Raw genomic sequence first — 15,517 nt, 5'->3', positions numbered from 1 at the left:
TTATTCCCCTTCTTTCTTTTCCAACAAAGCTTTTAATTCCGCTTCACTATAGTCTTTATTTTTGACTTCATCATACAACGTCATAAAATGGTCTGCAAATACTTTCTCAAATTTCACACGCGGCGTTTTGCCTTCTTTCGCTTTTGCTTCTGACCAAATACCTTTTAAGTCTTCGATATTTTCTGCTTTTGCGTCCGCAAACACATGCGGATGACGTCGAATCATTTTATCATTTAAACTTTCAATCACTTCAGTGATATCAATATAACCTTCTTTTTTGCCGATAGCCGCATGCAACAGCACTTGCAACAAGATATCGCCCAGTTCTTCAATCATATGCCAGTCATCTTCATGATCGATGGCTTCAAATAGTTCAAATGTCTCTTCTAAAAGATAACGTTTCAATGTTTCGTGTGTTTGTACTTTATCCCAAGGGCAACCTTTGTCATCATCTACTAACGTATCAATCACTTTAACCGCATAATCAAAATCACCATGCATTAAAGTTTCATCTTCAATACGCGGAATAAAGACGCTTGTTAAATTACTGAAGATATCGTGACGATCTAATTCGTATAGAGGCGTCTCAATTAATGTCGCTCCTGTGTTACGGGCGCCATCTACAATATAAACGCTATAATCATCAGGATAACGCTCCATCAATGTCAGCTTTAAATCTCCTGCTGTCATTGCGCTATACACTTGCGTAATCAACGTATGCGTACGGATATTCAGCTGTTCTGCTTTTAAAGCTGTTCCATCTAGTAAAGTGAAGCCTTCATTTGGGTCCACTTGTACCGCTTCAAACACATCATCAATGAAACTCTTACCGCCAAGCACTTTCACTTCAACCTCTGGATGTGACTGCGCATAGGCTGTCAGCAACGCTGTTGTCGTTTCTGCCACACGCGGATGACCTGGCACCACATAAACGACATTTTCTTGTTGTGCCGCTTCAATTAATTGATCAACAATCGCTTGGTACACTGCTTCAAACGCATCATGTGCTTCATATACTGGGTCAAAACTTGACCACTCTAATTGCGGTACTTCTGTTTTTAGCGCCTCAACCACAGGATGATCTAATGTACGTGCATAAATATGAGTTTGCTGGGTCAAATAGCGGTAAATCCCTAAAGGCAATTCATCTAAACCATAGTTGCCTAAACCTACAATTGTAATGGTATGACTCATCATTTTCGTCCTTTCTTCAAACGGTATAATTTATCTCCGAACGGCATATGCTGCAATTCACGATAAGTTAATAAATTCAATGTCGCAATCGCGATAATAACTACCGCAACACCAACGAGCGTCGCAAGCAGTAATTCTACCATACCTGTTAAACGCCCTTCTGTCGGTGTCATCCACATAATCAGCTGTACTGCCGCAGTCATCGCAATGACTGTCATAAGCAGCTTCGAGACAAAATTACGCATGTGACGCAAGCGATAGAATTGTAACGTTCGCCACTGCAAGATAAACGCAAACAAACATAATGACAGTACCGTACTGACACTTGCCCCGATAATACCGATGTTCGGAATCAATACAAAATTCATTATTAATTTTATAACTGCACCTAAGCCGAAAGCAATCAGAATCAAACGAGATTGTCTGCGTACTTCTAACAAAGCAATATTCACCATAATCAACGAAACACAAATGACCGTCAACATATAAATAACGAGCGTAGCGGTTAAGACATCATTTTTAAAGAACACACGGTTCATTAAAGGCAATAAATTCATTAATCCTGCGCCCGCCGCAACACTGATAGTCATCGTAATCTTCAACGTCGCATCCGCATATCGGTTCATACGTTCAAAGCGTTGTTCTGCAAACGCATTGGTTAATAAAGGAATCAACACAAAACAAAATGTTGTCGTCACAATCAAACCGATTTGAATAAAAGATGCGCCACGGTCATAAATCCCTTTTTGCACAATCGCTTCTTTAAACGATAAGCCATAATACTGCAAGGTGCGAATCACTGAGAAACTGTCCATCAATTGCCACGTCGTCACAATAAGGTGACTCGCTGAAAAGATAATAATCGCTGCAGTCAAACGTTGCCATACGAATTTAGTCATCTCATCTTCACGCAACGCAAACTCAAATTGAAACGGTCGTTTCACACTTAAGAAGATAGTAGCCGCTAAGAAGCCTAAAGCTGAAGCTAAGATGGCCCAAGTTCCTACTCGATAAATCGACCAATCCAACTGAACAAACACTACAATCAACACCAAGATAATACCGACACGCACAATTTGTTCAATGACTTGTGAAAAAGCCGGCGCATCCATTTGTTGACGTGATTGGAAACTGCCACGCAAGACACCTAAACAACCGACGACCAAGAAACTGCAACTCGCCATACGGATCATCGGCGTCAGATGCATATCACCCATCAGATGGGCAATGACAGGCGCCAAAATGAAAATCAGCGCAAACAAGATGAAACACACACCTTGTATACCAATCATGACATGACTGATTTTACGATGCGTCCAATGTGCACCGAAATTTTGTGTCACAGCACTCGGTATCGCATTCATCGATAAAATCGTCGCAAGCGACAAAAATGGATATACTTGTTGGTACGCATATAGCCCCGCATCACCGAGTACGTTTTGGTATGGAACACGATATATCGCACTCAGTATTTTGACCATCACTAACGCCAAAGTCAGAATGACGACACCGCTGAAGGCTGATTTACGCTTCATCTGGAATGACCATACTTTCTTCTAAAGCTTTCATCAAGAATTTCAAGCGGTCAAACCACGCACCTGCTTTTTTATTTTTCATAAGTGTCACAGTCATCGCACCTTCAGACACACCAACTTTCATATCTCTGCCAAGCGGCAACGTCTGTTTAAAGAGTGCTTCACCATTGATATCTTCTGTTCCTTTTTCAGACAGATAAATTTCAATCGCTTTGCCTGCATCTTTAATTCGCGTTACGCCGACATGTAGGGCATGAATACGGATTTCAACGATGTCTAATAGACGTTCTACTTCAACCGGATAATCGTTGAAGCGGTCGATAAGTTCATCTTTGATATCCATTAACTCATTTTCAGTTTCAATCTGACGTAATTTCTTATAGATTTCAATTTTCGATTGTTCATTCGGTATATAAGATGTCGGCAAGTACGCATCAATATTCAATTCAATTTCAATTTCTGGTGTTTCACTTTCTTGTTTAATACCACGTTTTTCATTAACCGCTTCTTCAAGCATTTGTGAATACAAGTCGAAGCCGACAGAATCGATAAAGCCGTGTTGTTGTTTCCCTAATAAATTACCGGCACCACGGATATTCAAGTCACGCATCGCAATTTTGAAACCACTGCCAAGTTCAGTAAATTCTTTGATCGCTTGCAGGCGTTCTTCTGCAGTTTCTGACAATACTTTGTTTGTCGGATGTAAGAAGTAAGCATAACCAACACGAGAAGAACGACCCACACGTCCACGCAATTGATAAAGTTGGCTCAGACCGAAGCGATCTGCTTCTTCAATAATCAACGTGTTCGCATTCGGCACATCGACACCTGTTTCAATAATTGTCGTCGTCACTAAAATATCGTATTCGCCATTGACGAAACCAATCATCGTATCTTCTAGTTCACGTTCTGTCATACGGCCATGTGCCACACCAATGGTCGCATCTGGCATCAACATTTGAAGCTGTTCTCTCTTTTCGTAGATGGATTGTACACGGTTGTATAGATAGAACGCTTGACCGCCACGCGCAAGTTCACGCTCCAAAGCTTCTTTGATAAAGTTCGTGTTTTGTTCTAACACGTAAGTTTGGACTGGGAAGCGGTTTTCTGGTGGCGTTTCAATCACAGACAGGTCACGTACCCCTAACATACTCATATGGAGTGTTCTTGGGATCGGTGTAGCTGTTAAAGTTAAAACATCCACATTCGTTTTCAGTGTTTTAATTCGTTCTTTATGACGAACACCAAAGCGTTGTTCTTCATCGACAACTAATAGACCTAAATCTTTATACTTCACATCTTTTGCGAGTAATTTATGTGTACCCACCACGATGTCGATGGTACCGTCTTTTAAACCTTGTTTCGTTTCTTTGATTTCTTTAGGTGTACGGAAGCGGCTCATCAATTGAATATTTACCGGGAAATCTTGCATACGTTCCAACAACGTTTCATAGTGCTGTTGCGCTAGAATAGTCGTTGGTACTAAGAAAGCGACTTGTTTCCCTTCCATGACTGCTTTGAAAGCTGCACGTAATGCCACTTCGGTTTTACCGTAACCGACATCACCACATAACAAGCGGTCCATTGGACGTTCTTTCTCCATGTCTTCTTTGATTTCATCAATAGATTTGGCTTGGTCCGCTGTTAAATCATAAGGGAAGTCCATTTCGAATTCGTGTTGTTGTTCTGTATCCGGTCCGAATTGATGCCCTTCTGCCATCTCACGCTCACGATACAGTTCAATAAGTTCATCCGCAATATCTTCAACACTCTGTTGAACTTTGGCTTTGGTTTTCTTCCACTCTGTACCGCCAAGTTTATTTAATTTAGGCGTTTTATCTTCTGATGCCACATATTTTTGAACTTGATCCATTTGATCAACCGGCACAAAGAGTTGGTCTGTTCCCTTGTATTGAATTTTAATATAGTCTCGGTGTACATCACCGACTTCAAGCGTTTCAACGCCTAAATAACGCCCTACACCATGGTGCACATGAACAACATAATCGCCGACTTTCAAGTCTTGATAAGATTTGATGCGTTCTGCGTTAGTCATCGTCGGTGTACGTTTCTTCGCTTTTTTCTGTTTAGATTTAAACAACTCGCGTTCTGTCACGACCGCAAGCGACATATAAGGCAACTCAAAACCTTCAGATAGACTGCCTTCTACAATAACTGCGTGTCCACCTTGAATATTCGCACTCGCACCCGCTTCTACAATCGGAATATGCATTTCATTCATCATGGCTTTGACACGTTCTTTTTTCGTTTCTGTTTCGACTAGTACCACAACCGTATAACCGTTATTGATATAACGTTGGAATTCAGAACGCATAATGTCATATTGGCCATAGAATTGTTGGACAGGTTTACTTGAGAATTTGATAATGTGATCTAATTTCACTGGCATACTTGCGGTAAACAGTGTGAAATAGGTGATGTTACGTGTTTTAATCAAGTTTTCAAAGGCATCATCGTCTAAGAAATATTGACCGATAAACCCTTTACCGCTTTCAATCAACTGCTGCATAAAGTCATTGACTTCAGACATCAATGTTTCTTCTGTATCTTTGACACGGTTATATTCATCAACGACGATGATCGCATTATTACTGATGTAATCGACCAGTGTCGCAGGTTGTTCGTACATAAAAGCGACCAATCTACGAATCACTTGGTGGTCAATAAAGTTCGTATCAAATTGTAAGAAGCTTTCATACGTATCTTTGACATCTTGACGTACAGCTTTTTCAATTTTAGGACGTGTTGTTTCATAAGCCGTTTTAAGTTCTGTTTTAATACGTTTCAAGACGTCCTCTGTGATGATATAGTCACTTGCTGAAGTGATATGAACATCGTCTTGGTTTGCTTCTGAACGTTGGCTTTCCACATCAAATTGACGAATTGAATCCACTTCAGTATCGAAGAGTTCAATACGTACAGGTTCACCAATCAATGGATAAATGTCAATGATGCCCCCACGAACTGAGAATTCACCGATATGTGACACGACACTTTCTCTGCGATAACCCATATTAACGAGTTTGTTGAAGAATGCATCGACATCAATGTCATCTCCGACTTTCAAAGTGATTTGGTGGTTTTGCCACATCTCTACAGGCGTCTGTAGTTTTTTCAGGCCGTTCAAAGGTATGATAAAGAACCCTCGCTGGCCTTGTGCTAAGGCAGTAAGGGTACGCACACGTTCGCTCATCAACTGCGGACTTTGTGTGGAGAATTCTTCAGTCATGATGTCTTGAAGCGGATATTTGTATATGTCTTCTGCTTCGATATACTGTTGTAAGTCTGCTTCTAATTTATCTGCTTGGTATAAGTTATTTGTCACCACGACCATCGGGCGATTTGAAGACAAATATTTTTCTGCCATTACTGTCGCTTTCGCCGCACCGGATAAGCCAGTGACTAAGACATTTTCATGTCCAAATACATCGTTTAACTCTTCATATCGTTTATCTTTATTTAAATAATCTGTAATTATTGATTTCACTTAGCCTCACCATTATATTCATTCATCACATGGTCGAAACGCGAACTCGCGATAAAATCTTCCACCGCATGTGCAGAATGTTCTATTACTTTTTGCATTGTTTCCATTTCTTGTTTTGAGAATTTCTGTAAGACATAATCTGGTACAGACATACCGTTGGTCGGTCTTCCGATACCGATACGGATACGTTTGAATTGATCTGTACCAAGATGTTGAATAATCGATTTCATACCATTATGACCGCCGGCACTGCCCTTTTGACGTAAACGGACTTGTCCTTGTGCTAAATCCAAATCATCATAGAGCACTAATAAATCTTCAACATCTACATTATAGTAATCCATTAACGGACCGACAGCTTCTCCTGATAAGTTCATCAAAGTCATCGGTTCAATGAATAATACTTTGTCACCTGCGACACGTTCAATCGTATATGCGCCACGGAATTTTTGTTTATCTAACTTTAATTGATTAGATTCTAATAAATAATCTATTACTTCAAACCCGATATTATGTCTGGTTTGTTCAAATCGTTTACCGATATTGCCTAATCCGACAATACACTTCATGCTTTTCTGCCTCCATCTCTTCTTTTCTTTTGATTTGGCATCGGTCATCTACACCGATGTCTATGTATCGCTTTATTCCCTATATTAACACAAATCAGGATAAACCCTGACACGTAAAGCATGTAATATGACGCAATAAAAAAGCCGATCACACAAAAATGTGAACGGCACAAATATAAGAAAAAATTATTCTTCTTCTTCGTCTTCTTTGTTTTCTCCAACAACTTCTGGTTCTGGAGTATCAGCGTCGCCTGCTTCAACTTCTTGGATTTCTTCTTCACTTGGTCCTTGAGTTGGAGGTGTTACAGTTACAACTGTATCTTCAGGATCGTTTTCGATTGTGAAGTCGCCTGTTACTTTCAAGTCTTGAACTGCGATAGTGTCACCGATTTCTAATTCAGTGATATCTGCTTCAAGATATTCAGGAATGTTGTCTGGAGTTGCAGTAACTTCAACGTAGAATAATGGTTGGTCAACTACGCCGCCTTCTTTAGCGCCTACTGCTTCACCAACTAAGTGTACAGGTACTTCAACAGTACGTTCTTCAGTCATGTTGATTGCTAAGAAGTCGATGTGTGTAACTTGGTTTTTAAGTGGGTCGTATTGGTAGTCAGCTACCATTACTTTGATTGTTTTAGAACCTACACCTAAGTCAATAACACCGTTACGTCCAACTTCACGGATAACTTTGATGAATTCTACTTCATCAACTTTAACTGATACGTTTTTTTGGCCGTAACCATACATAACTGCTGGTACTTTACCTGAGTTTCTGATTGCTGTTAAATCAGAACGTCTTTGTTTACCTTGACGGATAATAGACTTTAATGAAGCCATTTCCTTTTTCCACCTTTCGTATATGAGATATCAGATCGTTGCTTATAATAAGCGTTCAATAGTCAATCTCTCCGGCACTTGCCCATCGGTTGTTTGACCGCTTGCAAGTGTTTGATATGTTCGTTACAGAAAGTCACGAACGGAATTATTATACACATTTTTACAAATTACGTCAACTGCTCATTTGATTTAATACCGTGAAAATGAAAAAACTGCAGCCAAAGACTGCAGTTTTAATCATTAGTCGAATAATACACTCACTGATTCTCTTTCGTAAACACGAACGATTGCTTGAGCAATTAATCCAGCAATTGATAATTCAGTTGTGTTTTCTGGTTTGCGACCATCGTCAAGACGGATTGAGTTTGTCACAATCAATTCTTTGATTGCTGAGTTTTCAATACGTTCTTTCGCTGGTCCAGAAAGTACAGCGTGTGAACAACAAGCATAAACTTCTTTAGCACCTTTGTCTTTCAACGCTTGTGCTGCTAATGTGATTGTTCCAGCTGTGTCGATAATGTCGTCAATGATAATTGCAGTACGTCCATCAATATCACCTACGATATTCATAACTTCTGCAACGTTTGGTTTTGGACGACGTTTGTCGATAATTGCGATTGGTGTTTTCAAAATGTCTGCTAATTTACGTGCGCGTGTCACGCCGCCGTGGTCTGGTGAAACCACAACTGTTTCTTCTGGATCGATATCAGGATTGCTCTTGAAGTATTCCGCAAGAATCGGTACACCCATTAAGTGATCGATTGGAATATCGAAGAATCCTTGAATTTGTGGTGCGTGCAAGTCTAAAGCGATCATACGGTCTGCGCCTGCTACTTGAATCAAGTTAGCAACTAATTTCGCAGTAATCGGCTCACGGCTGCGTGCTTTACGGTCTTGACGTGCATAACCATAATAAGGAACCACAATGTTAATTGTTGCCGCAGAAGCACGTTTACATGCATCTATCATAATCAACAGTTCCATTAAATGTACGTTAACTGGATAAGATGTAGGTTGGATAATGAAGACGTCGCAACCTCGGATACTTTCTTCAATATTGATTTGGATTTCGCCGTCACTGAAACGTTTTACCGAACATTTCCCTAATTCAATTCCAATGTTATCCGCTACTTCACGTGCAAGCGGCTCATTTCCTTTCAACGAGAAAATCTTTAAAGATGAATTTTTATATTCATTAGCTAACATTTATAGTCCTCCATTTATTTGCATTCATGCGTCGTTCAGGTCGAACTGATACATAACATCCTATTTAATTTTACTGAATTGGACAAGATACATCAATAGTTGTTAGTCGTTATTTTTATTTAAATAGCCTGGTTTTGTTGTTTGTCTTGCGCGTGCAAGGGCTAAACTGTCATTTGGAATATCGTCTGTAATCGTTGAGCCAGCGGCGATTAAGACACCATCACCGACTGTTACAGGTGCAACTAGATTTGTGTTGCAACCGATAAATGAATCTTTTCCGATAATTGTTTTAAATTTATTTTTACCATCGTAATTGACTGTAATCGAACCACAACCGACATTCGTACGTTCGCCGATTTCAGCATCTCCGATGTAACTTAAGTGCGATACTTTCGCACCATCTTTAAGTTCTGCTTTCTTCACTTCGACAAAGTTGCCGACTTTCACTTCATTACCTAAATGTGCGTTTGGTCTTAATTGTGCGAATGGGCCTACTGTTGTATCATCGCCGACTGTCGCATCATTGACCACTGATTGTTTAATTGTCGTACGATTACCGATAGTACTGTTATTAACATCTGAGTATTGACCGATAACTGTATCTTCACCGATGACAGTGCCTTTACCTAAATGCACACCTGGTTCAATAATTGTATCCATACCAATTTGTACATCGGCTTCAATATACGTTGAAGCTGGATCAATTAAAGTGACACCATTACGCATATGATACTCATTCACACGTTCACGATAAGCCGCTTCTGCTTTACTTAACGCAACACGGTCGTTCACTCCCATAATTTCATCAAAGTCATCTGTACGATAAGCGTCTGCGATTTTACCCGCTTCAAGCGCTAACGTAATGACATCTAGTAAATAATATTCACCTTGTGCATTATCGTTTTTAACTTTTTCTAATAACTCGAATAATAAAACATTATCGAATGCGAAAATACCTGTACTGATTTCATCGATTTCGCGTTCAGCTTCTGTCGCATCTTTTTGTTCTACAATTTTAGCCAAACGGCCATCTTGATCTCTGACAATACGACCATATCCGAATGGATTGTCAGCTGTCGCAGACAGCACTGTAACACCTGCTTGTTGTGCTTCATGGTAATCTGCCAAAGCTTTTAATGTTTCAGGTGTGATAAGCGGAGTATCGCCGCACACGACCAACGTTGTGCCTTCTTTACCTTTCAATTCATCAGCTGCCATTTTCACAGCGTGCGCTGTACCTAATTGTTCCTCTTGGAAGCTATAAGATGATTGACTTCCTAAAGTTTCTTTCACACTTTCAGCACCGTGTCCGACGATTGTGACAATTTCATCTGTTCCTGCTTGTTTCACGCTGTCGACCACATGCTCAATCATACTTTTGCCCGCTACTTTATGTAGCACTTTGTAAAGTTTCGATTTCATTCTGGTACCTTTACCAGCTGCTAATACTACCGCATATCTCTGCATGACTGCGAACCCTCCAATAATTTTACACTTCGTTATTATTATAAATTAAGGTAAGTTGCACTTTCAAGACTCACCCTTACATCCGTTTGAGGAGATAAGCTGAACAAGTCCGTTTTATCATAGCATATCTTTTAATGTTTTACACAATATTGTTCGGCGATAAAAAAGACTCGTGTATTCAAGTTATCCAGCCCATCAAATGGTATAAAAAACCCTCGATCACATGACCGAGGGTTTAAAAGTTACATTTCTATCTTTAAGCTTTTAATTAAGCTTCTTCGTTATCATTATCTTCTGATTCTGATGGTTTCGCATTCTTATCTGGAATAACTTCATCAGTTTCATCATATACTTTCATCACTGCATCTTGAATTTCTTGTCTCATATCTGAATTAATCGGATGCGCGATGTCACGGAATTCACCATCTGGTGTGCGTTTGCTCGGCATTGCGACGAATAGACCTGAGTTGCCTTCAATTACACGCAAATCATGGACTACGAATGCGTCGTCTAGTGTGATTGACACTAGTGCTTTCATTCTTCCATCAGTTTGTATTTTTCTAAGTCTTACATCTGTCACTTTCATGTAGTGAGCCCCCCTAGTATATCTCTCTATTGTCTTATAGAAGCTTACAATATTTAATTAAAAATTATTTTCCTTTAACTTGAGCGATAACCTCAATCTCAACCTTTACGTCTTTTGGCAGACGCGCAACTTCCACACAGCTTCTTGCTGGTTTATGCGCATCGAAGTATAAGCCGTAAACTTCGTTGATTTCTTGGAAATCGTTCATATCTTTAATAAAGATATTTGCTTTAATCACTGAATCCATATCGGCACCCGCTTCTTGTAAAACCGCTTTAAGGTTTTCAAGTACTTGACGCGTTTGTACCTGTACTTCATCACTGACAAGTTCATTAAATTCATTTAGTGGAATCTGTCCTGAAGTGTAAACCAAATCATTCACGACAACTGCGTGTGAATAAGGGCCTAAAGCTTCAGGCGCTTTATTACTGTGAATCGTCTTCATGTTGTTGACCGCTCCTTTATGAGAATTTAGATAAAACATTACCTTGTTCGACTTTAAAGTCCTGATTGTATTCATCTACATCAGACAGTCTTACCAAGGAAGTATAATCTTCAATCAATCTTTGTTTGACTTCTTTAGATTCTACAAGTACTGATACCCCCTTGACATGCGCTTTAAACTCATTCATTAAATTCATCACGCCATTTATCGAGCCGCCCGCGCGCATAAAGTCATCGACAATTAATACATTCGAATTTTCTTTTAATGTGCGTTTCGACAAGACCATTGTTTCGATCTTGCGCGAAGAACCCGATACATAGTTGATAGAGACTGTAGAACCCTCAGTTACTTTATTATCCTTTCGAATAACAACTACTGGTAAATTTAATACATTTGCTACGGCATTGGCAAGAGATATCCCTTTTGTCGCAATCGTCACAATCGCATCTAAGTCTTCATCCATATAAATTGTCGCAATCAAACGTCCAACTTTATTCAACAATTCTGGATTGCCCATCAAGTCGGATAGGAATAAATATCCACCTGGCAATAAGCGCTCTTTTTCTTGAAGATGTACAATCACTTCATCAATCACTTGTTCTGCTTCTTCTTTGCTCATTGTCGGACGATATGTCACACCACCGCTTGCACCTGCAGTCGTAATCACTGTACCCAGCTTTTCTTTATGCAAGGTTTCGCGAACAATGTGGATGTCCTCACTGATTGATGATTTCGCTTGTTTAAATTTCTTCACAAAATGCGTCAATGGTATCAACTTGTTTGGATGGCTCATCAAATAATGAGTCATATACACAATGCGTTCGCTTCGTTTATAACGCAAGAGAATCCTTCCTTTCTTAACCTAGTAATCTGACTAAATAAACCTCGTTACAGCACCCGTGAACCGCGTTATATATGTTTTGTGCTTGCTTATAATGTTTCGCTAAGCTATATACCGTCGGGCCGCTGCCGCTCATCAACGCGCCATCTGCACCGCTGTTAAGCATATTTTGTTTCAGCTTTTGAATGTCTGGATGCATGTCCATGGAAATCGCTTCTAAGCTATTAGATAACGATGCACAGATTTGCTTATAATCTCCGTCTTCAATTGCTTTGATACATGCATCTGATTGTGTCGCTTGCTGCGGTGTTTCTTCAATACGCAACGCTTGAAACACACAAGGTGTTGAAATGCCGACGTTCGGCTTTGCGATGACTACCCAAGCTTTCGGTGGGCGTTTCAACAAACGTACTTTTTCACCATGTCCTGTACATACCGCTGTTTTGCTGTAAATACAAAAAGGCACATCGGAACCGACCTGACTTGCCAAACGACTTAAATCATCTAAGGACAAACCAAGTTCAAATAACCGATTCATTGCACGCATTGTGGCTGCTGCATCAGCAGAACCACCGCCAAGGCCTGCTGACACTGGGATTTCCTTTTCCAGCACAATCGTCACACCTTGTTGGATTTGATATGTTTCTTTCATCAGCATTGCTGCTTTATACGCTAAATTCTTCGCGTTTTCAGGCACAAAATTATAATCCACTTGTACAACAACACGTTGATCTTCACGCTTTTCAACAGTAACGCGGTCATTCAAGTCCACCGTTGTCATTACCATTTCAACTTCATGAAACCCATCATTTCTTTTATAAAGTGCATCTAAAGTGAAGTTAATTTTGGCAGGTGCCTTTTCATATATCATCTTACCGCCCACCTTTACTGTTAAATTTGCTTTAGTTCAGAAATGTCTGCTTCGCCTATCAGGCGACGAGAGAGGTTCCCTCTTCTTTCACAGCATTAAAATGACGTTCATCATTTGCATTAGTGTTATTATAACACGAACATTACCATATATCACAGTGCTTAATGTTATGAAAATGAAAAAGTTTTAACTAAGTTGCGAAGATGTTTTATATTCACGCTTCGTAAAGAGATACTTGCTGTTACTCAACTTCATACCTATGCATACAAATTTAAAATTTACATAGGAATTCCAATTTTCGATTCACAAAGCAACCCGCATCATCACAGTGAATAGCAAAACCACTACCACAAACTTAAAATTCTGTATAATGGCTAGCGCAATCTGTACAAGTATTCAGAAGACCTTTGAGATCTGAAGGTCCTCAAACCTAAAATAAAGCAAAATAAAAAAGAGGAATCCTGAATCAGGATTCCTCTTTTTTATACGAAGCATATAGCTTCAATGTTATGATATTCTAGTGTGCAACTGCATCCTGGTGATTTTCATCCACAAACGAAACTTGGACGTTTTCTGTCAACACATCAGTGTATGTATAAGATACACGTTCAAAGTTGTGTTTATCTTGGTCTAATTCAACAACGAATACCGCTGGATATGTTTCTGATAACACGCCGCAACGTTCGATTGTTTTTTTACGACCACCATTTGCTTTAAGTACAATACGGTTTCCTAAATGACACTCAAGTGCATTTTTGATTTCCCAAATTGATTTTGGCATATTGCTCCACCTCGCTACAAATTGTATTATAACACATTTATAGCGATTCAGTCAAATAAAATTTAAATTTTAACAATCGACGGGCAGCATGTCAACATTTTAAAACTCTAATTCCGGGAAATTTTTCAAGTTAGTGTACAAATTCGCAAATTCTTTAATAGATAATGTTTCTCCACGACGTCTTGGATCAACTCCACTCTCATCTAGCCAAGTTTTAATCTTGTCTTTCAGTTTTTTACCATCGAAAAATAAGCTTTGATAATTATTTGCGATTGTTTTTCGACGTTGGCTGAATGCTGCTTTTGTCATTTTAAAGAAGCGATCTTCATCGTCTACAGAGACAATCGGTTCAGTACGTTTCATCAGTTTAACCACAATCGAATCTACATTCGGAGGTGGCATAAAGACTGTTTTAGGCACAGTCAGTACTTTAGATGTTTCAGTATAATACTGCGCCACAATCGATAATGAACCATAAGCTTTTGTGCCGACAGCCGCATTTAAACGTTCTCCAACTTCTTTCTGCATCATCACCACATAGCCATCAATCGGTAAAGACTGAGACATCAAGTTCAATAAAATAGGTGTCGTTATATAATACGGTAAGTTCGCAACGACCATAATCTTATCGCAGTCTGAAAAATGTGTTTGCACTGCATCTACCACATTTGCTTTTAAAATGTCTTCATTAATCACAGTCACATTGTCATAATCTGACAAAGTATCATCTAAAACAGGAATCAAGCGTTGGTCAATTTCAAACGCTACGACTTTTTTCGCATGTTTCGCTAATTGTTCTGTTAAAGACCCCATACCAGGACCGACTTCAATAACACCCGTTGTTTCGTCAATGTTGCTCGCTTCGATAATTTTATGAATAATATTCACATCAATTAAGAAGTTTTGACCTAAACTCTTCTTAAAATCGAATTGATATTTATCTAACAAGGCACGCGTACGTGTCGGTGTTGCTATATCTTTTTTCATCACTTACGTTTCACTTCCTTTATCTTCATTCAAAGCAGCTCTGACATCTGCTTCTGTATAACCAAACGCATTTAATTTCTTTAAAAGTTGTTTGCCGTTGGAATGACCAATATGTAATTTACGCCCTAATACTTCTCGTTTATGACGCGCATCAGGCCCGACAATTAAACCTAAATCAATCAAAACAGCTTTGCTGATAGATTCCATGCCTTCTTCAAAGGGCGAAGATACATGCATTAACGCTTCTCTGATGGCTTCAAATGAGGCATGTTCCACCCCGATTTTACCACGTTTATTTTTCGCTTGTTCACGATCAATATACGCATGTTTCACACCTGGTACATGATCACGAATCGTATTTCGAATTTTATCACCCGGGAAATCTGGGTCTGTTAAAACAATTACACCTCTTGTTTCTTGCGCATATCGAATCACATCTAACGTTTCTGCATTAATGGCACTGCCATTTGTTTCTATCGTATCGCACTCTACTGCACGTTGAACACGCTCTGTATCATCGCGGCCTTCTACCACAATAAACTCATTTATTTTCATCGCTTTCGTCACCTTTCACAGTGTTAACTTTAATACTATACCATATCTGTCAGCATGAAAAATAAAACATCGTCACGTTATATCGTATCTTGTTTAATTATATATTTTGACGTCCAAAGCCGAAATCTTTATTAT

Annotated in this window: 14 protein-coding genes; all 14 read right to left on the bottom strand. The window is 39.4% G+C overall.

Annotated features, from left to right (window positions below; all coding sequences use genetic code 11):
- The 14 genes from HMPREF2603_RS09760 to rnmV all read right to left on the bottom strand — a co-directional run bounded on the left by HMPREF2603_RS09760 (window position 1) and on the right by rnmV (window position 15,382).
- Window positions 1–1,194, bottom strand: coding sequence for a MazG nucleotide pyrophosphohydrolase domain-containing protein (locus tag HMPREF2603_RS09760; RefSeq protein ID WP_060804579.1), 1,194 nt, complete (start codon window positions 1,192–1,194; stop codon window positions 1–3).
- Window positions 1,194–2,729, bottom strand: coding sequence for a polysaccharide biosynthesis protein (locus tag HMPREF2603_RS09755; protein ID WP_060804582.1), 1,536 nt, complete (start codon window positions 2,727–2,729; stop codon window positions 1,194–1,196). Before HMPREF2603_RS09755 ends, HMPREF2603_RS09760 begins: the two co-directional genes overlap by 1 nt.
- Entirely contained in the window at window positions 2,719–6,228 is a 3,510-nt protein-coding gene (gene mfd / locus HMPREF2603_RS09750; protein ID WP_373879035.1) for a transcription-repair coupling factor, read from the bottom strand. The genes HMPREF2603_RS09755 and mfd overlap by 11 nt, the downstream gene beginning before the upstream one ends.
- Before the next feature lie 5 nt (window positions 6,229–6,233).
- Window positions 6,234–6,806 (bottom strand): aminoacyl-tRNA hydrolase, encoded by a 573-nt coding sequence (pth, locus tag HMPREF2603_RS09745; protein ID WP_002481917.1) that lies wholly within the window; start codon window positions 6,804–6,806, stop codon window positions 6,234–6,236.
- 186 nt (window positions 6,807–6,992) lie between these two features.
- On the bottom strand, window positions 6,993–7,643 hold the full coding sequence (locus HMPREF2603_RS09740) for a 50S ribosomal protein L25/general stress protein Ctc (RefSeq protein WP_002481916.1): 651 nt from the start codon (window positions 7,641–7,643) through the stop codon (window positions 6,993–6,995).
- Window positions 7,644–7,883: 240 nt separating this feature from the next.
- Window positions 7,884–8,849, bottom strand: coding sequence for a ribose-phosphate diphosphokinase (locus HMPREF2603_RS09735; protein WP_002481915.1), 966 nt, complete (start codon window positions 8,847–8,849; stop codon window positions 7,884–7,886).
- 102 nt (window positions 8,850–8,951) lie between these two features.
- On the bottom strand, window positions 8,952–10,316 hold the full coding sequence (glmU, locus tag HMPREF2603_RS09730; protein ID WP_060804587.1) for a bifunctional UDP-N-acetylglucosamine diphosphorylase/glucosamine-1-phosphate N-acetyltransferase GlmU: 1,365 nt from the start codon (window positions 10,314–10,316) through the stop codon (window positions 8,952–8,954).
- 268 nt (window positions 10,317–10,584) lie between these two features.
- Complete coding sequence (spoVG, locus tag HMPREF2603_RS09725; RefSeq protein ID WP_002481913.1) at window positions 10,585–10,902, bottom strand: septation regulator SpoVG; 318 nt, start codon at window positions 10,900–10,902, stop codon at window positions 10,585–10,587.
- A 64-nt stretch (window positions 10,903–10,966) separates the two neighbouring features.
- A complete protein-coding gene (locus HMPREF2603_RS09720; protein ID WP_002481912.1) occupies window positions 10,967–11,347 on the bottom strand; it encodes a RidA family protein in 381 nt (126 codons plus the stop codon).
- A 16-nt stretch (window positions 11,348–11,363) separates the two neighbouring features.
- On the bottom strand, window positions 11,364–12,188 hold the full coding sequence (gene purR, locus HMPREF2603_RS09715; RefSeq protein ID WP_002481911.1) for a pur operon repressor: 825 nt from the start codon (window positions 12,186–12,188) through the stop codon (window positions 11,364–11,366).
- A 16-nt stretch (window positions 12,189–12,204) separates the two neighbouring features.
- Entirely contained in the window at window positions 12,205–13,059 is an 855-nt protein-coding gene (gene ispE, locus HMPREF2603_RS09710) for a 4-(cytidine 5'-diphospho)-2-C-methyl-D-erythritol kinase (protein ID WP_023016276.1), read from the bottom strand.
- 517 nt (window positions 13,060–13,576) lie between these two features.
- A complete protein-coding gene (gene veg / locus HMPREF2603_RS09705) occupies window positions 13,577–13,840 on the bottom strand; it encodes a biofilm formation stimulator Veg (protein ID WP_002481909.1) in 264 nt (87 codons plus the stop codon).
- A gap of 99 nt (window positions 13,841–13,939) precedes the next feature.
- Entirely contained in the window at window positions 13,940–14,827 is an 888-nt protein-coding gene (rsmA, locus tag HMPREF2603_RS09700) for a 16S rRNA (adenine(1518)-N(6)/adenine(1519)-N(6))-dimethyltransferase RsmA (RefSeq protein WP_060804616.1), read from the bottom strand.
- Window positions 14,828–14,830: 3 nt separating this feature from the next.
- On the bottom strand, window positions 14,831–15,382 hold the full coding sequence (gene rnmV / locus HMPREF2603_RS09695; protein WP_060804589.1) for a ribonuclease M5: 552 nt from the start codon (window positions 15,380–15,382) through the stop codon (window positions 14,831–14,833).
- Window positions 15,383–15,517 lie beyond the last annotated feature (135 nt).

The organism is Staphylococcus sp. HMSC055C03, assembly GCF_001809385.1.
Taxonomy (GTDB): Bacteria; Bacillota; Bacilli; order Staphylococcales; family Staphylococcaceae; genus Staphylococcus; species Staphylococcus simulans.
This window is presented reverse-complemented; position numbering and strand designations above follow the sequence as displayed.